The sequence below is a fragment of the Kitasatospora sp. NPDC023118 genome (genome assembly GCF_055560875.1).
In genome coordinates, this window is record NZ_JBVHHW010000006.1 from 166,973 (window position 1) to 184,609 (window position 17,637).

The 17,637-nt window shown below is 74.1% G+C and carries 17 protein-coding genes; 9 read left to right on the top strand and 8 right to left on the bottom strand.

Features of this window, described 5'->3' with window-relative positions; all coding sequences use genetic code 11:
- Positions 1–209: 209 nt before the first annotated feature.
- Positions 210–797 (top strand): TerD family protein, encoded by a 588-nt coding sequence (locus ACZ3UD_RS10240; RefSeq protein ID WP_465584797.1) that lies wholly within the window; start codon positions 210–212, stop codon positions 795–797.
- 82 nt (positions 798–879) lie between these two features.
- On the opposite strand, the gene ACZ3UD_RS10245 is transcribed toward ACZ3UD_RS10240, so the two are convergent.
- The gene (locus ACZ3UD_RS10245; protein ID WP_465584800.1) at positions 880–1,740 is read right to left on the bottom strand and encodes a hypothetical protein; all 861 of its coding nucleotides are present in this window, start codon (positions 1,738–1,740) and stop codon (positions 880–882) included.
- A 190-nt stretch (positions 1,741–1,930) separates the two neighbouring features.
- Positions 1,931–3,403, bottom strand: a complete 1,473-nt coding sequence (locus tag ACZ3UD_RS10250) for a lytic transglycosylase domain-containing protein (RefSeq protein WP_465584802.1) — start codon at positions 3,401–3,403, stop codon at positions 1,931–1,933.
- Positions 3,404–3,948: 545 nt separating this feature from the next.
- On the opposite strand from ACZ3UD_RS10250, the gene ACZ3UD_RS10255 reads away from it, so the two are divergent.
- Together ACZ3UD_RS10255 and ACZ3UD_RS10260 are read left to right on the top strand one after the other, a co-directional pair.
- Positions 3,949–4,362 carry a hypothetical protein gene (locus ACZ3UD_RS10255; protein WP_465584803.1) on the top strand — a complete coding sequence of 138 codons (414 nt, stop codon included), beginning with the start codon at positions 3,949–3,951 and terminating at the stop codon, positions 4,360–4,362.
- A gap of 82 nt (positions 4,363–4,444) precedes the next feature.
- Complete coding sequence (locus ACZ3UD_RS10260) at positions 4,445–4,792, top strand: hypothetical protein (protein ID WP_465584805.1); 348 nt, start codon at positions 4,445–4,447, stop codon at positions 4,790–4,792.
- A 12-nt stretch (positions 4,793–4,804) separates the two neighbouring features.
- Here the strand turns inward: ACZ3UD_RS10260 and ACZ3UD_RS10265 are convergent, their stop codons facing one another.
- From ACZ3UD_RS10265 to ACZ3UD_RS10275, 3 genes are all read right to left on the bottom strand, one after another.
- Entirely contained in the window at positions 4,805–6,343 is a 1,539-nt protein-coding gene (locus ACZ3UD_RS10265; RefSeq protein ID WP_465584807.1) for an alpha/beta hydrolase, read from the bottom strand.
- 158 nt (positions 6,344–6,501) lie between these two features.
- Entirely contained in the window at positions 6,502–7,140 is a 639-nt protein-coding gene (locus ACZ3UD_RS10270; protein ID WP_465584809.1) for an NAD(P)-dependent oxidoreductase, read from the bottom strand.
- 71 nt (positions 7,141–7,211) lie between these two features.
- Entirely contained in the window at positions 7,212–8,111 is a 900-nt protein-coding gene (locus ACZ3UD_RS10275) for an EamA family transporter (RefSeq protein ID WP_465584812.1), read from the bottom strand.
- Between the two features lie 132 nt (positions 8,112–8,243).
- On the opposite strand from ACZ3UD_RS10275, the gene ACZ3UD_RS10280 reads away from it, so the two are divergent.
- Together ACZ3UD_RS10280 and ACZ3UD_RS10285 are read left to right on the top strand one after the other, a co-directional pair.
- On the top strand, positions 8,244–8,741 hold the full coding sequence (locus tag ACZ3UD_RS10280; protein WP_465584815.1) for a MarR family winged helix-turn-helix transcriptional regulator: 498 nt from the start codon (positions 8,244–8,246) through the stop codon (positions 8,739–8,741).
- Between the two features lie 51 nt (positions 8,742–8,792).
- Positions 8,793–9,149, top strand: a complete 357-nt coding sequence (locus ACZ3UD_RS10285; protein ID WP_465584818.1) for a hypothetical protein — start codon at positions 8,793–8,795, stop codon at positions 9,147–9,149.
- On the opposite strand, the gene ACZ3UD_RS10290 is transcribed toward ACZ3UD_RS10285, so the two are convergent.
- Positions 9,139–9,969 carry a methyltransferase domain-containing protein gene (locus ACZ3UD_RS10290; RefSeq protein WP_465584821.1) on the bottom strand — a complete coding sequence of 277 codons (831 nt, stop codon included), beginning with the start codon at positions 9,967–9,969 and terminating at the stop codon, positions 9,139–9,141. The two genes, ACZ3UD_RS10285 and ACZ3UD_RS10290, sit on opposite strands and share 11 nt — an antisense overlap.
- Positions 9,970–9,997: 28 nt before the next feature.
- Here ACZ3UD_RS10290 and pdxR point away from each other — a divergent pair, with 28 nt between their 5' ends.
- Positions 9,998–11,476 carry a MocR-like pyridoxine biosynthesis transcription factor PdxR gene (gene pdxR / locus ACZ3UD_RS10295; RefSeq protein WP_465584823.1) on the top strand — a complete coding sequence of 493 codons (1,479 nt, stop codon included), beginning with the start codon at positions 9,998–10,000 and terminating at the stop codon, positions 11,474–11,476.
- 228 nt (positions 11,477–11,704) lie between these two features.
- On the top strand, positions 11,705–12,853 hold the full coding sequence (locus tag ACZ3UD_RS10300; RefSeq protein WP_465584826.1) for a glycoside hydrolase family 3 N-terminal domain-containing protein: 1,149 nt from the start codon (positions 11,705–11,707) through the stop codon (positions 12,851–12,853).
- A gap of 104 nt (positions 12,854–12,957) precedes the next feature.
- On the opposite strand, the gene ACZ3UD_RS10305 is transcribed toward ACZ3UD_RS10300, so the two are convergent.
- Positions 12,958–13,674 carry a polysaccharide deacetylase family protein gene (locus tag ACZ3UD_RS10305; RefSeq protein ID WP_465584828.1) on the bottom strand — a complete coding sequence of 239 codons (717 nt, stop codon included), beginning with the start codon at positions 13,672–13,674 and terminating at the stop codon, positions 12,958–12,960.
- A gap of 442 nt (positions 13,675–14,116) precedes the next feature.
- On the opposite strand from ACZ3UD_RS10305, the gene ACZ3UD_RS10310 reads away from it, so the two are divergent.
- Together ACZ3UD_RS10310 and ACZ3UD_RS10315 are read left to right on the top strand one after the other, a co-directional pair.
- Entirely contained in the window at positions 14,117–14,458 is a 342-nt protein-coding gene (locus ACZ3UD_RS10310) for an ArsR/SmtB family transcription factor (protein ID WP_465584830.1), read from the top strand.
- Positions 14,459–14,515: 57 nt separating this feature from the next.
- A complete protein-coding gene (locus ACZ3UD_RS10315) occupies positions 14,516–14,659 on the top strand; it encodes a DUF6126 family protein (protein WP_465584833.1) in 144 nt (47 codons plus the stop codon).
- Between the two features lie 43 nt (positions 14,660–14,702).
- Here the strand turns inward: ACZ3UD_RS10315 and ACZ3UD_RS10320 are convergent, their stop codons facing one another.
- Positions 14,703–17,234, bottom strand: coding sequence for a cytochrome P450 (locus ACZ3UD_RS10320; protein WP_465584835.1), 2,532 nt, complete (start codon positions 17,232–17,234; stop codon positions 14,703–14,705).
- Between the last annotated feature and the right edge of the window lie 403 nt (positions 17,235–17,637).

The window sequence follows — 17,637 nt, forward strand, 5'->3', positions numbered from 1 at the left end:
GGCGACGGTGGTGACGCTCGCCGCGGGCGGGAGGGCGTAGGAGAGCCGGAGGTCCAGCGGCGGATCCCTCAGTGCACGGAGCGCCGCCGGAAGTGAGGCCCGGGGGACTGCTGGGTAGGGGACTCGAAGCACGCCGTCCGATGATCACGGGTTTTCCCACGGTGCGACAGATTCGCGGAACGGACGGCGGCAGGAACGAGGAGGGCACGATGACCGTTTCGCTGGCCAAGGGGCAGAAGATCAGCCTGGAGAAGCCGGGCGGTGGGCAGTTGAGCCTGGTCCGGATGGGCCTCGGCTGGAAGGCCGTGCAACGCAAGGGCTTCCTGGCCAAGCTGCTCTCCGCGGGGCGGGAGATCGACCTGGACGCCTCGGCGGTGCTGTTCTCCCGGGGGCGGGTGCTGGACGTGGTCTTCTTCCAGCACCTCACCAGCGACGACGGCTCGGTCCGGCACAGCGGGGACAACCTGGTCGGCGGCGCCGGTGACGCGACCGACGACGAGTCGATCACGGTCGACCTCACCAGGATCGCGGCCGAGGTCGACCAGATCGTCTTCACCGTCAACTCCTTCACCGGGCAAACCTTCCAGGAGGTCGAGGCGGCCTTCTGCCGCCTGGTGGACGAGACCACCGGCGTCGAGCTGGCCCGCTACACGCTCACCGGCGGCGGCCCGTACACCGCGCAGATCATGGCCAAGGTGCAGCGCACGCCGGGCGGTTGGCAGATGGCCGCGATCGGGCAGCCGGCCAACGGGCGGACCTTCCAGGACCTCATGCCGGAGCTGGCCAAGCACCTGTGAGCAGGTCGGGCTCCGGCGCCCGGGCGCGCCCTGCGGGTCTGGTCGGACCCGGCAAGGATCCGCAGGACACGCCCCGGGGGCGTCACTCGACGTCCCGGCGCCGGAATCCGGCCAGGGCCAGGGCGATCAGCGCGGCCGCGACCAGGGTGAGCGCGGCGAGCGGCGTCCAGTCCATCGCGGCGGCCGGCAGCCGGGGCACCCGGCCGAACGGGGAGAGCCCGTCCAGGCCCGAGGGCAGCTTCAGCAGCGGGCCCAGGTAGCCGATCACGAACGCGTAGGCGGGGACGATCCAGGCCAGCGGCGTCGCCCGGGGCAGCCAGCCGTAGACGGCGGCGGCGAAACCCACCGTCACCCACAGGGCGGGCGTGAAGGCCAGCGCCGCGCCGGTCAGCCGCAGGAACACGCCCGCGTCGCCGGTGGACAGCGCACCGGCCAGGCCGAATCCGACGCCCGCGGCGAGCATCACGGCGGTGGAGCCCAGCAGGGCCGCCGCCAGGTGCCCGCCCAGCCAGCCGGACCGCGACACCCCGGTGGCCAGCACCGGCACGGCCCGACCGGCGCTCTCCTCGGCGCGCGGGCGCAGCGTCGCGAGGACCGCGTAGACGCCGCCGACCACCGCGACGACCAGCATCGTGAGCGCGGCGAAGGAGTCGGCGAGGGTGTGGCCGCCGAGCCGGGCCAGCGCCTCCCGGAGCTGGTCGACGTCCTTGAACATCGAGTCGGCGTTGCCGAGCAGCGAGCCGTACATCGCGCCGAGCAGCAGCAGGGCGACGGCGAAGCCGCCGATCAGGCCGCGGTGCAGCCGCAGCGCCAGGCCGAGGGAGGTGCCGAGGAACGGGCTGCCGGTGGCCGGGCCGGGGCGGGTGGCGCGCAGCCCGGCGCCGAGGTCGCGGTGGGTGCTCAGCAGGAACCCGGCCGCCGAGGTGGCGACCTTCGAGTTCATGATCGACGAGCTGCACGGCATGCTCGGCCGCTGGCGCGAGCACCGGGCGGGGCCGGCGACGGGGGAGTAGGGGCGGCGGGGGAGTAGCAGGCGGCCCGGCGGGCTGGGAAGCGGCTCGGCGGGAAACGGCGCGGCGGCACGACGGCTGTTGGGCCGTCCTGCCGCCGGGGGCTCCGCGTGGCTGTGGCTACTACTTGGTCGGGGTCGCGGAGGGCGAGAGCGAGGCGCTCGGTGTGCTGCTCGGCCCGGCGGACGGGGTGGTGCCGGGGGCGCCGCTCGGCGTGGGCGTCGGGCAGCCGGGGGCGGTGGGGGAGCCGGACGGGGTGCCCGTCGGGGTGCCGGTCGGGGTACTGGTGGGGGTCGCCGTCGGGGAGGGGGTGCCGGTCGGCGTGGCGGTGCCGGTGGGCGTCGCGGTCGCCGTCGGGCTCGGGCAGGAGGTGGGCGTACCCGTCGGGGTGCCGGTCGGCGTAGTCGGCGTACCCGTGGGGGTGGCCGTCGGGGACGGGGCGCCGGTCGTCGGCGTGGCCGAGGGGCTCGCGGAGGACGACGGCGAGCCGCTGGGGGTCGGGGTGGTGGTCGACTGCGGGGCCGTCGTCTGAGTCGGCGTCGGCGTCACTGCCGACGTGGTCGGCTGCGGCTCGGGGGCGGGCGTGGTCGGCAGGGCGCTCGGGGTCGGGCTCGTGGTGCCGGAGCCGGTGGTCCCGGTGGTGCTGCCGCCCGTGCCGGACGGCGGGAGGTACGGCGGGAGGTACGGCGTGGGCAGCGTGCCCGGCACGGTCGAGGTGCCGTGGAGGTCCGGGACGCTGGTCACCAGGCCGCTGCCGTAGTGGGCCATCCAGTTGCGGACCGTCCGCAGGTACTCCGTGGAGTCGTTGTAGCTGAGGATCGCCCGGTCGAGCTGGGCCGGGTCGGAGAGGTCGCGGCCGCCCGCGCACAGGTAGCGGGCCGCGGTCTCGGCGGCGTCGAAGATGTTGTTCGGGTCGGCCTTGCCCTTGCCGGTGGTGTCCACGCCCCAGGAGGCCCAGGTGGACGGGATGAACTGCATCGGGCCGACGGCGCGGTCCCAGCGCGGGTCGCCGTCGTAGCGGCCGCCGTCGGTGTCGGGTATCGCGGCGAAGCCGTTGCCGTCCAGCACCGGGCCGAGGATCGGGGTCAGGGTGGTGCCCGAGGCGTCCACCTGGCCGCCGTTGGCCTGGCCGGACTCGACCTGGCCGATCCCGGCCAGCAGCTGCCAGGGCAGGTGGCAGCCGGGCGTGCGCTGGGCGAGGGAGGCCTCCGCCTGCTTGTAGGCGGCGAAGACGGTGGCGGGCAGCGAGGCCCCGGTGGCCGCGAACGGACCGGCCGAGGGCAGGCCGGGCAGCGTGCCGGGCGGCTGGGGCAGTTGGACGGTGCCGCCGCCGTCGGCCGGGCGGCCGGTGCCGGGGGCGCCGACCGTGGGGCCGGCGAACGGCGAGGCCGGGGTGCCGGAAGCGTCGGCGCCCTGCGCGGTGGCGCTGCCCTGCGCCGGGTTGGTGTCGGCGGCTGCGACCGGGGCGAGCCCGAGGCCCGACACCTGAGAGCCGGTCAGCGCGGCCAGTGCGGCGAGCGTCGCCGCCGTCCCCGTGACCCGCTTGCCGAGCCGTACCTTCTGCCCGCCCTGAGCGCTACCGAACCCCGTCGCCATCTGTTGCCCTCCCCGTCGCCGTCCGGACCATCCCGGAACGGTTGAGCCCTCGTCATCGTGCCCGCCCGCCGCTCGGCGGCAGCCGCCGCCGCGACGATTAGTATCACGACGATCTGACAGGGACAGGATGGCCGGGAGGCGACCCGGCGCCCTCCAAGGGGCGAACGCGGCACTTCAGTGGGGGTCCGGCGGGCGCGAACCGCCGTTCCGGAAACGGCCGCGCACTCGATCGGAAACCGCTGCACACCTGATCTTCTCTACTGCTAAGGGGAGTTGGCCGTGAGCCCAACAGCTGGGGCCCGGGCGCCCCGGCGCCCGGGGCGGCGGTTCGAAGTGCGGGGGTGGTACGTGGGCGTCGCGTCGGGCTCCCCGGCGGCGCCCGTGGTCGACCGTTCTGACCTGCCAGGATGTCCAACGCCGACCCCAGTGACCCCTAGCAGGGCGGGCCGGTCGGCACCAGGGGGCGTCCCCAACTCGGCCCTGGAAGGATGACGTTCGGATGAAAGTGGGCATGCCAGGAAATCCCGTCCGGCATGCTGTGCCGCGTGACCATGTGGATGGAGGCCGAAACCGTGAGCGCGAACCTGCCGGAGACCGTCGCCGAAGGAACGGTTGTCCTGCCGGCACCCCCTAGGGTGGTGGACGACCTGGCCCGTGACCTGACCCAGGCCGCCGCCGCCGTCCGGGCGGTGTCGCGGTCCGGTCGTTCCACCGGCGGGGACGTCGCGGTCGCCGCCTACACCGCGGTGGTGTGCACCGGCCGTTCGGCCGCCCGCGCCCTGGAGGAGGCGGCCGCCTGGTGCCGCCAGGCCCCGGACGCCGAGGTCCACTCGCTGGCCTGGGCCCGGGTGCCGGGGCACCGGGAGGGCGTCCACGAGTACCGGGTCACCATGGCGGTCAGTTTCCCCGACGACGAGACCGGCGAGTACCCCGGCGACACCCATCACGCCTGCCGCTGAGTCCCGCTGAGTCCCGCGGCGCTCTGCGGTGTTCTGCGGCCGGACGGCTGAGGCCCGAGCCTTGAGGTCGTATCATCGGCCCATGGGTGATGGGGGTACGAACGACATGGCCGACGGTGGTGCAGCTGCAGAATCGGCCAATGGCACCGCGGGGGGCGTCACTTCGACCGCCGCGGCCGACGGCGGCCCGCGCGAGCTGTCGCGGGTCGCCGCCGTCGGGGCCACGGTGCTGGCCGTCCTGTGCGGCTGCGCGGTGCTGCTGGCCATGTTCCACTGGCTGGGCTGGAGCGTGCCCGCTGTGGGCTGGATCGTCGCCAAGGCCGGGATCAAGCTGGCCGTCGGCGGCTTCACCGGGCTGGCGGTGGCCGCCGCCTGGATCCGGACCAAGCTGCGTTCCCGATCCGGGAGTTCCGGGATTTCCGGGAGTTGACCGCTCGGCGGCTCAACCCGCCTGCGGCGACGGGCAGGTGAGGTCGTGCTCGGGCGCCTTGCCGTCCAGCAGGTAGCGCTCGACCGTGTCGGTGACGCAGGGATCGGAACCCGGGTACTGGCCGTGGTTGCCGTTCCCGGTGACGGTGACCAGCTTCGAGCCGCGCAGCGCGCGGTGCGCGCCGAGCGCCGCCTCGTAGTACGTCGCAGGGTCGTGCAGCGAGTTGAGCATCAGCACCGGGGGCAGATGGGCGCCGGTGACCTTGACCTTGGGCGCCGGGTCCGTCGGCCAGGCCGCGCAGACCGAGCTGAAGGCGAGCGTACGGGCGCCGACCAGCGGGTAGCGGGCGGTGTTCTGCGCACCGCGCTCGATCCAGGTATCCATGTCCTTGGTCCACGGGGTGTCGCCGCACGTCACCGAGAAGTACTCGGCGAGGAACTCCGGGCTGAGGTACTGGCCGAACAGCTGGCGGGCCGACTGCTTGGCGGCCGGATCGGCGCCCGGCCAGTCGTCCAGGGCGGTCAGGGCCCGGGCGAGGAGGGCGAAGGCCTTGTCGTTGTAGATCGCGCTGATCGTGCCGTTGTCCAGCTGGTTGGGGCCGAGCGTCAACGACCCGTCGGTGATGGGCTGGTCGTGCAGGGCGGCGCGGCGCTGCTCCCAGTGTGCCTTGACCTCCTCCGGGGTGGAGCCCCAGTGGTACGTGGCGTCGCGGGCCGCCATCCAGGGCAGGAAGTCCTCCTCGAAGCGCCGCTGGAAGCTCATCGGCTGGCCCAGCTCGAACTGCTCCCAGGTGCCCTCGAAGCCGATGTTGCTGTCCAGCACCATCCGCTCGACCCGGTGCGGGAAGAGCGTGCCGTAGTAGGCGCCGATCATGGTGGCGTAGGAAGCGCCGTAGTAGCTGATCTTCTTCTCGCCGAGCAGGGAGCGGAACAGGTCCATGTCGTGGACGGTCTGCTCGGTGGTCAGGTAGGGCAGCAGGTCGCCGCTGTGCTCCTCGCAACCGGCGACCAGCTTCTGTGAGTTGGCGATGACCCGGTCGATCGCCTCGGGGGACTGGTCCCGGTAGTCCCCGGCCAGGAACTCCTGGAACTCCTCCGGACTCTGGCACTGGGCATGGGTGCTCCGGCCGACACCGCGCTGGTCGAAGCTGACGATGTCGTAGGCGGCGGCGACCGCGGGGGCGCCCTGGGCGAGGTCCATCGGCCGCAGCAGGCCCTGCCCGCCGGGGCCGCCCGCGGCCTCCATCAGCGTTCCCTTCCGCTTCGCCGGGTCGGCGACGCGGTGCCGGGAGACGGCGATGGTCAGGTCGGCTCCGACGCCGGGGTGGTGCCAGTCGCGCGGGACGGCCATGGTGGCGCAGTCGAGCGCCGGCTGCCCCTCGCAGGGCTGCCAGTTGAGGGTCTGGTGGGTGTAGCGGGAGGGCGCGGGCTCGGCGTCGCCCGGGTTGCGGCCGGAGTCGGCGTTGGCGGTGGCGGGCAGGGCGAGCGAGGCCAGGACCGCGGTGGCGACGACGGCGGCCGCGCGACGGGTGCGGAATGCGGTGGTGTTCACGGGAACGATCCTGTCCGACAGCGCTTCTGACGCGCGATGATGCTGGACACCATCTTTGGGGTGGTGCTGGGTACACCCGTCTTCCTGGAGGGATGTACCCAGCGGTCGACGCCTCGGCGGCCGGTTCCTGAACGGTCGGCGTCCCGGTACCCGGCTTCTCAGTAGCCGACGGTGAAGCGGGCGCGCCGGTGGGCCGGGTTCTCCGCCTCGTCGAGCAGCGCGATGGCGAGGTCCTCCATGGAGATGGCCGAGTTGCCCTCGGCGTCGACCAGCAGCTCGTCCAGGCCGAGCCGGAAACGGCCGGTGCGCACACCGGGTTCGAGGAGGGCGGCCGGGCTCAGGTACGTCCAGTCGACCTTCCCGTCCGCGCGGTAGAGGTCCAGCTGCTCGCCGCAGGCCAGCGCGATCGGCCGGATCTCGTCGGGGAAGCCGGGGGACTCCACGAGGATGGTGCCGTCACTGCCCGGCACGGTCAGGCTGCCCGCGCCGCCGACCGCGATCAGGCGCACGCCGGTACCGGCCAGGCCGTCCAGCAGGCCCCGGGTGGCGGCTATCAGCTCGTGCTCGCTGCCGGGCGCGGGGCGGGTGGCGGTGATCACCAGGTCCTGCCCGGCGGCGATCCGGGAGACGTCCCCCGGGTCGCGGGCGTCGCCGACGGCGAGGGCGGCGGTGGACGGCAGGCCGTGCGGCTTGGCCGGGTCCCGTACGACGGCGGTGACCTCGTGGCCGCGGGCGAGTGCCTCGGCCACGACGCGGCTGCCGACATTGCCGGTGGCGCCGAACACGGTGATACGCATGAAGGTTTCTCCTTGGACTGAACGTTGGAACTCTGGAACTGAGGAACTGTTAGATCCGAGGCGGTGCGGGATCAGGCGGTTTCCCGTACGGGCTGCGCGCCGGCCGCCTGCTGCGCAGTGGGTGCGGGTGCGGCGGTGCGGGGCCGCTGGGTCTGGGCGACGATCAGCGAGCCGAGCACGACCACCGCGCCGATCGCCTGGAGCGGGCTGAGGTCCTGGTCGAGCGCCAGCCAGCCGGTCACGGTGGCGACCACCGGGCTGAGCAGGGAGAGGAAGGACAGCGAGGTCGGTGGCAGGGCGCGCAGTCCGCGGAACCACATCGCGTAGGTGAGGGCCGCGCCGATCAGGCAGAGGTAGGCGTAGCCGAGCACGTTGTCGGTGGTGTAGTGGGTGGGCGGGGCGCCCTCGGTCAGCAGGGTGACCGGCACCAGCAGCAGGCCGCCGGCGGTGAGCTGCCAGCCGGTGGTGGCCAGCAGTGGGGCGGGGGAGACCCAGCGCTTGGAGAGGACGACGCCGAAGGCCATCACCACCGCGCCACCGAGTGCGGCGAACACGCCCATTGCGTCCAGCCGGGCGTTGGCGCGCAGCACCAGCAGGCTGACCCCCGCCACGCCGGCGATGCCGGACAGCACCGTACGCAGCGTGAGCCGGTCGCCGAGCAGCGCGGCCGAGAGTGCGGCGGTGATCAGCGGTTGGACGGCGCCGACGGTGGCCGCGATGCCGCCGGGCAGGCGGTAGGCGGCGATGAACAGCAGGGCCTGGAAGCCGCCGATGTTGAGCGCGCCGAGGACCAGTGCGCGCCACCACCAGTCGCCCTTGGGCAGGGTGCGGGTGAGGGCGATCAGCAGCAGTCCGGCGGGCAGGCAGCGGATGACGGCGGCCAGCAGCGGCCGGTGGGGCGGGAGCATTTCGGTGGTGACGAGGTAGGTCGTCCCCCAGATGGCGGGGGCCAGGGCCGTCACCAGCACCATGGCGATGCGATTTCTTAGCACTAAGCCAATGTATCTCAGCACTAAGGTATCTTCCATCGGAATCGGCCGGTGACGTGGCTCACAGTTACCTCACCGCTAAGGAATTTTCGGGGCATCCCCTACCCTGAACCTGTGGCAGATCATGTGGACCGCGTAGTAGCGCAATGGGCCGCCGAGCGGCCTGAGCTGGACACCTCCCCGATGGAGGTGTTCGGCCGGCTCAAGCGCCTCTACCGCCTGGTGGACGCGGAGCTCAACCGCACCTTCGCCGAACACGGCCTGGACGCGGCCTCCTTCGACGTCCTCGCCACCCTCAAACGCAGCGGCCCGCCCTACCGCCTCACCCCCACCGGCCTGATGCAGTCCGCCATGGTCACCTCCGGCGCCATCACCCAGCGCCTGGACCGCCTGGAGGCCCGAGGACTGGTCACCCGCACCCGCAGCGACCAGGACGGCCGCAGCCGCGACGTCGAACTCACCCCCGAGGGCCACGCCCTGATCGACCGCGCCCTGCCCGACCACATCGCCAACGAGCACCACATGCTGGCCGGCCTCGACGAGGCACAGAAGGCCGCGCTCATCGACGCGATGCGCGCCCTGCTCGCGGACCTCGGCGACAGTTCCGGCTGACCGTCAGATCAACCGTTTGCCGGCCCGGCCGCCCCCCCTTCGATGGCGGCCATGGACGACCCGGTCTGGCAGGCCCTGTCCACCGATGCCCGGCGCACGGTGGACGAGCACCTCGCCGCCTCGCGCAATGTGTACGCGATCAAGGCGATCCGCGACGCGTCACCGGATCCGGTGCCCGGCCTGCCCGCCTGCATGGACGTGATCACGGTCCGGCGGGTGGAGCTCGGCCTGGACGGTCACGGACCGACCCCGCCGGCGGACCCGGCGGACCCGGCGGACCCGGCAGACCCGGCTGGCCTGGTCGCCAAGGCCGAGGCACTGCCGGAGCGCGTCGAGTCGATCCGCGCCGAGTGGGACGGCGACAGCTTCGCCCGGGAGGGCGGGCCCGGGGCTCCGGCTACGGGTTGACCGCCACCGCCTTGAAGAAGGTGTAGTGGAACGTCCCGCCGGGCTCTGCCGCGCGGCGCAGGTCCGCGATGCCGTGGTCGAAGGCCTCCGGGGTGGTCAGCCCGGAGGCCAGCGCCTTCGCCCGGACGGCCTCGACCATCGCGACGAAGGTCCGCAGGGTGAAGCCCTCCACCAGCGCCGGGCGGCCGCCGTCCGCGTAGAGCGTACGGGGGCGGACCGTGACGTCCGCGAAGCCGGCGGCGGTGAGCAGCGGGTACAGCCGACGCCCGATCAGCGCGTCGCCGCCCGCCTCGGCCTGGAGCCGGACCAAGTGGTCGACGGTGCGGCGGGCCGGGGCGCTCTCCGGGTGGAAGAAGGCCGAGCCGTGGTCGCCCTCGATCACGGTGATCGTTCCGCCCGGCCGCAGCACCCGGCGAAGCGCCGTCAGAGCGGCGGCCGGGTCCGGCAGGTGCTCCAGCACGAAGCACAGGAAGACGTGGTCGAACGCGCCGTCGGCGAAGGGCAGCCGACGCAGGTCGCCGTGGTGCCAGGCGACCTGGGCGGCGGGGGCCTCGGCCGCCACCCGGGCCCGGGCCTGGGACAGCGAGTCCGCCGAGAGGTCCGCCGCCGTCAGCAGCACCCCGGGGCTCCCGGCCAGCAGGTGCACCGTCTGCGCCCCCACCCCGCAGCCCGCCTCCAGCACCCGGCTGCCCGCCGGGTAGGCCGTGTCCGCGTGGAGCAGTTCGGCGAGGGTGTCGGCCTGGTCGCCGAGGCGCTGAGCCTCGGTGTCGGAGTAGCCGTGGACGTAGTGGTTGTGCTGTGTGCTCGTTTGGGTGGTCACGGCTCCACCCTCGCGCCAGTATGGACCGGTGAACAGGTCCAAAGGTGAGGCAGTTGACAGGTCCAAAGAGCTCGGCGCCGACTTCCTCCAGCTCGACGCCGCCGACGCCCCGCCCGGCGGTCTCACCCAATGGCTCGCCCGCCGACTGCGCGAGGCCGTCGCCGACGGGCGCCTCCCGGCGGGCACCCGGCTCCCCGCCAGCCGGGTGCTCGCGGCCGAACTCGGCGTCTCCCGAGGGGTGGTGACCGACGCCTACCGTCGGCTCGCCGAGGCCGGGCAGGTCGCGGGGCGGGGGAGGGGCGGCACGGTGGTGGTCGCGGGCCCGCTACCCGCCGCCGCACCGCCCGGACCCCGCCCCGCGCCCGTCATCTTCCGAGCGGACCCCGGCCCCGAGGTCTTCGACCACCTGCGCGGTGCCCCCGCCCGGATCGACCTCACCCCTGGCGTCCCGGACCTGGCCGCCTTCCCGCGCGCCGCCTGGCTGCGCGCCGAGCGGGCCGTCCTCGACGGCCTCGCCGCCCACCACCTCGGCTACGGCGACGTCCGGGGCGCGCCCGCCCTGCGCGAGGCCGTCGCCCACTGGCTCGCCCGCAACCGGGGCATCCGGGCCGACCCCGAGGAGGTGCTCGTCGTCGCCGGGACGGCCCAGGCCCTGGCCCTGCTCGGCCGCGCCCTCGGGCAACTGGGCATCACCGAGGTCGCGGTCGAGGACCCGGGCTCGCTCGGCGCCCGCCAGCACCTCGCCCACTGGCTCGACGCCACCCCGCCCGTGCCCGTCGACGCGCAGGGCATCCGGGTCGACGCCCTGCGCGCCACTGGCGCCCCGGCCGTCCTGCTCACCCCCGCCCACCAGTACCCGACCGGCGTCGTCCTCGGCGGCGACCGGCGCCGCGAACTCCTCGGCTGGGCGAGCGAAGGCGGGCTCGTCATCGAGGACGACTACGATGCCGAACACCGCTACGACCGCCCGCCCGTCCCCGCCCTTCAGGCCACCCTGCCGGACCAAGTCTGCTACGCGGGCAGCATCTCCAAACTGCTCGCTCCCGCCCTTCGCACCGGCTGGCTGCTGGTGCCCCCGCGCCTGCGCGACGCCGTCCTGGATGCCAAACGCTTCGCCGACCTCGGAAACCCGGTGCTGCCCCAGCTGGTGCTGGCGCGACTGATGGAATCCGGTGAACTCGACCGCCACCTCCGGCTGTTGCGCCGCCGCCACCGCCGCCGGCGGGACGCCGTGATCGACGCCGTCCGCACCCACCTGCCCGGCGCCACGGTGCACGGCGCCGCCGCGGGCCTGCACCTCATGCTGACCCTGCCGGAGGGACTCGGCTGCAGCGACACCGAGTTGGCCGCGGCGGCGCTGGCGGCGGGCGTGAAGGTGCAGCCGCTGTCCTGGCATGCCCGGCTCCCCTACCCGCCGGGCCTGGTCCTCGGCTACGCGGCGGTCTCGCCGGGTGAGATCGAGGAAGGAGTGGCGGTACTGGGGCAACTGGTCCGGCGCGCGGGGTAGCCGGGCTTCCGTGGGGGGGTCCTCGCCGTTGACCCGAAGCCGTACCCGGAGCCAGGGGCGGCCCGGCGTCAGTACCCGGATGTCCGGCCGATCGACCAGGTGATCACCCTGTGTGCAGTCGGTGCTGTCGGTGCTGTCGGTGCGGGCGGTCACGGCGCTTCTCGGGCTGCCGGACAGTCGATCCCTGGGTACGCTGGCGGACCGTAGGCCGCTGCTCACCCTGGAGGCATGATGGCCCCGTTCCGGCGTGTTGCCCAGCTCGGGTCGGTGCTGCTGGTGCTGGGGGCAGCGCTCGGGCCGGTCCCGGCCGGGTCGACGACGCGCAGCGGCGGGCTTCCCGCGGAGAGGACCGCAACGGTGATCAGCCAGGACCAGGACTCCCGTCAGCTCGCCGGGCGCCGGATCGTGCTCTCCTACCCGGGCCCGACGCCGCCGCCCGGAGTGCTTCAGGCCATCCGGGAGGGCCGGGCCGCCGGGGTGATCCTGTTCGGCGAAAACGTCACCAGCCCGTCGCAACTCGCGCAGGCAGTCGCTCAGTTGAAGCAGGCGGCGGCCGAGGCTCCGCACCCGCGCCCGCTGCTGCTGATGACCGACCAAGAGGGCGGCAAGGTCCGCCGCCTGCCCGGCGCGCCCGAACTCTCCGCCCGCCGCACCGGAGCGGCCCCCGACCCGCTCGCCGCCGCCGTGGACTCCGGCACCGGCGCCGCCGCGACGCTCACCGGCGCCGGGCTGAACGTCAACCTCGCGCCGGTGCTCGACGTCTACGACACCCCGGACGACTTCATCGACCACTTCGAGCGCTCCTACGGCCAGGACCCGTCCCGGGTGGGCGAGTTGGGAAGCGCCTTCCTCGCCGCCCAACAGGGCCTCGGGGTCGCCGCGACCGCCAAGCACTTCCCCGGTCTCGGCTCCGCCGCCCGCGACGAGAACACCGATGTCCGCCCGGTCACGCTCCCCGTCCCGCTGTCCCAGCTCCGCACCCGAGGCGAAGCCCCGTACCAAGCCGCCATCGCGGCGGGCGTGCGCCTGGTGATGGCCTCCTGGGCGATCTACCCGGCCCTCGACCCCGACCACCCGGCCGGCTTCTCACCCACCGTCATCCAGGGCGAACTCCGCGACCGCCTCGGCTTCGACGGCGTCACCATCACCGACGCCCTCGAAGCCGACGCCCTCACCCCTTACGGCGACACCGGCACCCGCGCCGTCACCGCCGCCTCGGCCGGCATGGACCTGCTGCTCTGCTCCGCCCGCGACCCGCAACAGGCCGAGGACGCCACCGCCGCCCTCGCTGCCGCCCTCGATTTCGGCCGCCTCGACCGCGCGGCGTTCGCGGAGGCCGTCACCCGCGTGGACGCCCTGAGGGACGCGCTGCGCTGAGTCAGTCGGCCTTCTTCCCGGTCGTCCTCCTCCACTTCACTTCGAGGACCCGGCGGAGATGCACCGCCGTCTGCCGCGCCTCGGGGCGCTGTTCCTGGGGTCGGTCACGGGTTGAGCAGTGTGCGCAGGTCGATGAGGTGGTAGCCGCGGGCGCGGGCGGCGTCGATGATGCGGGGGAGGGCCTCGGCGTCGAGGCAGGTGTCCGGGCCGCCGTAGTCGGTGGCGCCGACGTGGAGTTGGAGGATGGCGCCCGGGGTGAGGGCGGCGAGGGCTCGGTCGACGGCGCGGGCGGTGGTCATGCCGTGTCCGGGGCCGAGGTAGCCGTTGGTGTCGGCCGTGAATTCCAGGTCCGCGTAGCCGAGCCCGTTGACGGTCGCGACGGCCTGCGGGCTGGTCGCGCTGTACGGGAAGCGGAAGAACGGCAGCGGGTCGGCGCCGGCGGCGCGGCGGATGGCGGTGTCGGCTCGACGCACCTCGGCACGGGCCTGGTCGGGCGTGAGGGCGGTGAAGTCAGGGTGGCTGTAGGAGTGGTTGCCGAGGCCGTGTCCTGCGGCCGCGATGGCGCGGACGGCGCCGGGGTGCCGGTCGGCGAAGTCGCCGGTGGGGAAGAAGACGGCCGGGGCGGCGCGATCGCGCAGGACGGCGAGGACGGTCTCCAGCCCGGTTTCGTTCCAGGCGGCGTTGAAGGTGAGGGCGAGGACGCGTTCCTCGGTGGGGATCCGGCGGATCTCGGAGCCGAGCAGCGGCGCGGGCGCCGGGGCGAAGCCGAGGAGCGTGGCGAGGGCGGCCAGGGCCGCGAGGGCGGTGCGGAGGCGGTTCACCCCGGGTTCAACGCGGCGACGCCCGGAGCGGTGCGAGGGTTCGTTCGTCCGGGCGGGCCCGGATGCCCGGGCGGGCCCGGAGGTCCGGGACGGCCGGGAAGGTGAGATGTCGCCCGTGCCGCATCGGCGCCGTCGTGCCGTGCGGGTCGGTCGTGCACGGCTCCTTGGCCGTGGCGGGAGCCTCCGAGGTCCGCCCCCGGTCGCCCTGGATCTGCCTGCAGTCTGCTGACGGATCATCATTCTAACTGTCGAGCCCGGGAGTTGGCAGCGTCCCGGGCTCGGCCCTGGACTGCCGGGAATCCGGCCGTGGCGTGAGGGAGGTCACCTCCTGCTGTGACGACTTGAAGAAATCTTCATCTGTCGCGATGATGCCTACCGGCCGCGGCACGGACCCCGCCCGGTCGGACGACCACCGAGCCGGATCCGAGAGAGGGAGCGGACGATGCCGGTCCCGCTGTACCAGGCCAAGGCGGAGTTCTTCCGCACCCTCGGCCACCCGGTCCGGATCCGGGTGCTGGAGCTGCTCCAGGACGGCCCCCGGCCGGTGCGCGAGCTGTTGGCGGAGATCGAGGTCGAGCCGTCCAACCTCTCCCAGCAGCTCGCGGTGCTGCGCCGCACCCAGCTGGTCACGGCCACCCGCGAGGGCAACACGGTGGTGTACGCGCTCAGCACCCCGGACGTCGCCGAGCTGCTGCGCGCGGCACGTCGGATCCTGACCGAGCTGATCACCGACCAGGGCGCGCTGCTCACCGAGCTGCGTGCGACCGGCCGGTCACCCCGCTGAGTCCGCAGCCCGCACCCGCACCCACGCCCGACCGGCCGACCCGAGGAGACCCGCACCGTGACCGACAGTGCCAGTGACAGCACGAGTGAGGAGAAGCGCCGCCGCAAGGCGATGTTGATCCGCGCGGGCATCTACGTCTTCGCCACCCACCTGTTCGCGGGCTTCGTCCTGCTGCTGTTCGCGCTCGGCAACCGCAAGTAGGGGCGGTCGCGGGCGGCGGCCGTCACAAGGACCGCGGCGGGGCTCAGCGCGGCTGTGCGTCCGGCACCAGGTAGCGGTCGCTGGTGCTGGTCCAGGCGTGCACGCCGGAGACCAGCACCCGGGTGCCGTCCAGGTACCAGCGCCCGGCCGGGTGGCGGCGGCTCAGCTCGCGGCGCAGCTCCTCGTTCTCCTGCCGCAGCCGGGACACCCGGGTGCGCACCGCGCGGACGGCGCGGCTGCGCGTGCAGCCGCGGACCCGTTGCAGGGTGAGGACGGTGTTGAAGGCGGCGGCGCTCTGGCGTTCCTCCCGCTCCAGCGAGTAGAGGTCGTTGATCAGCGTGGCCGCGTCGGCGGTGTTGGCGCGTAGGCGGTGCAGTGCGGGCTCCGCGTGCAGGGCGGCGGGGGCGTCGGCGCCGTGGACCCGTTCCAGTATGTTCATGAACGGGTAGGCACAGCTGCCGTGGCGGCGCAGCCGCATGGTGTCCGTGAGGCTCAGGCCGAGCGCGGGCACGGTGCCGCGGCAGCGGTGTTCGGCCTCGGCGGGGAAGGTGGCCAGGCAGGCCCGCCACTCGCGGGCGGCCCGGGCGCGCCAGGCGGGGGACATCGTCGCGGTCTGGCGGTCCCAGAGTTCCCGCCAGGCGGTGAGGAGCCGGTCGTCGGCGGTGCCGGCGGGGGTGCCGGCGGGGGTGCCGCTGTCGAGGGCGGTGATCAGCGGGTCGACCAGGGCGCGGGCCTCGGTGGGGCGGCGTCCGGGCGGGCCGTCGAACCGGTCGTCCAGGATGGTGAACCAGCCGAGAATGTCGACCAGCAGGTCCAGCTCGCCGCCCCGGGTCGTCGGGAACGCGTGGCCGATCAGCTCGTGCAGCGCGTAGGCCCGGTAGCCGGGCAGTTCGGCCGGGGTGAGCAGGCCGTGGCGGACCGCCCAGTCGGCGTGCCGGTCGGCGGAGGCGCGCAGTTCGGCAGGCGGGCGGTGCCGGGCGGGAGCGGCCGGCGCGGCTGCGGCGCCCGTGAAGGGGCAACCGCCGGCCGCCGTCCGCTCAGCACCAGCCGCGTCGCCCGGCGAGGCCACCGAGGCCGCCGTGGCACCTGCCGGAGCCGCCGTAACACCCGCCGAGGCCGCTGTAGAGCCCGCCACGGCCGCCGAGCGCGGCGCCAGCCGCACCCGCAGCCCCTGTGCCTGGACCGTCGTCCACACCACCTCCCGGGCCCGCGCCCCCGGCACCGCGACCGGCCGCCAGCGGCGCAGGATCGCCGCCGCCGCGACGGTCAGCTCGGCCCAGGCGAAGGCCTCCCCGATGCACTTGTGCTTGCCCGCCCCGAACGGCAGGAAGGACGGCCGCCCGGCCCCGCCGCCGTCCTGCCAGCGCTCGGGTCGGAAGGCGAGCGGCTCGGGGTGGCGGACCGGGTCGCGGTGCAGGGCGGTGAGGCTGTAGAGCAGTTCGGTGCCCGCCGGGATGCGGTACGGGCCGAGCTCGACCGGCACCTGGGCGGTGCGCATCAGGAAGGCGTTGGGCGCGTGCAGCCGCACCACCTCCTGGGTGACGCTGCGGGTGTAGCTGAGCCGGGCGAGCGCCTCCGGGGTGGGGGCGGTGCCGGCAGGCAGGTGCTCGTCGAGTTCGGCGAGGAGGCGGGCCTCGACCTCGGGGTGACGCAGGAGTTCGTCCAGCAGCCAGGTCAGGGTGGTGGAGACGGTCTCCGTCCCGGCGCCGAACATGGTGATCGCCTCGGAGCGGACGTCGGCCTCGGTGAGCGGACGGCCGGTGGCCGGGTCGGTGGCGGCCCGCAGCAGGGCGGGCAGGGTGCCCCGGAGCTCCGGCCGAGCCTGCGAACCGGCAGGGCCCGAGCGACCGTTGACGGCCTGGTCGACGACCCGGTTGAGCACCCGGACGGCGGCGTCGAAGCGCCGGTTGACGGGCAGCGGCACCCGGGCGAGCGCCGGGTGCGGGTACAGGGACTGGACGATCTGGCCCTTCACCAGGTCCGGCAGCGCCCCGTGGAAGGCGAGGGTGGCGTCCTCGCTGAGCCGGGCGTCGAACAGTGAGCGGGTGACGATCTCCAGCGCCAGGTGGTTCATCTCCTTGGCCACGTCCAGGACTTGGCCGGGCCGCCAGCTTCCGGAGCGCTCCTCGGTGACCTGGTGCATGACGGTCAGGTACTCGGCCATCCGGTCCGGGCCGAAGGCGGGCTGGATGATCCGGCGGCGGTCGCGGTGGGCCTGGCCCTCGGACATCAGCAGGCCGTCGCCGAAGGCCGTCTTCAGGGTGTCCTGGACGGCGCCGCGCGGACAGTCGTGGGCGAGCGCGACCAGCAGGGTGTGGACCAGCCGGGCGTCGGTGACCACACAGACGGTGCGCGGCCCGAGCCGGATGCGGACCACGCCGCCGTAGCGGGACAGGGAGCCGAGGAAGCCGAGCGGGTCGCGCAGCAGGGCGGCGGCGTGGCCGAGTCCGGGGAGCGCGCTGGGGGCGAGCGGGGGGACGGCCAAGCGGGTCGTGGGGGTGGGGGGTGGCGCGGTTCTCGGCGGGGCGATCCGTTTCCGGGTCTCTGTCAGCAGGGCGTCTGTCAGCAGGGCCATGACACTACCTCTCATCGTCGGGGACGGTGCGGCGGTACCGGGGGAGGGTACCGGCGGGCCGGCCGGGAACCGGGGGACCGGTGAGCGCGAGCCCGCGTGCGCCACTGTGGGAGGGCGTACGTCATGGGAAACGCGCCGGTCTCATAGGCGTTGCGGTGAGCGCGGGTGGATCACTCCAATGGTCCATCGGCCCGAGGTCCGGATCTCGCTGGCGGGCCGGAGGTCGGACCGGCCGGCGCGGCGCGCTCCGCGGCCCTGCGGGTCTGGCTCACCGGAGACCGCACCGCGCTCGCCGCCTCACGGTTTCGAACGCCGCAAAGAATTCCGCAAGAGGTTTCTGTTATTCCCGGCCGCCCCAGCCGCTCTCCGGAGTGTCGGAAGGTCCGGGCGTCCCTCACCACGG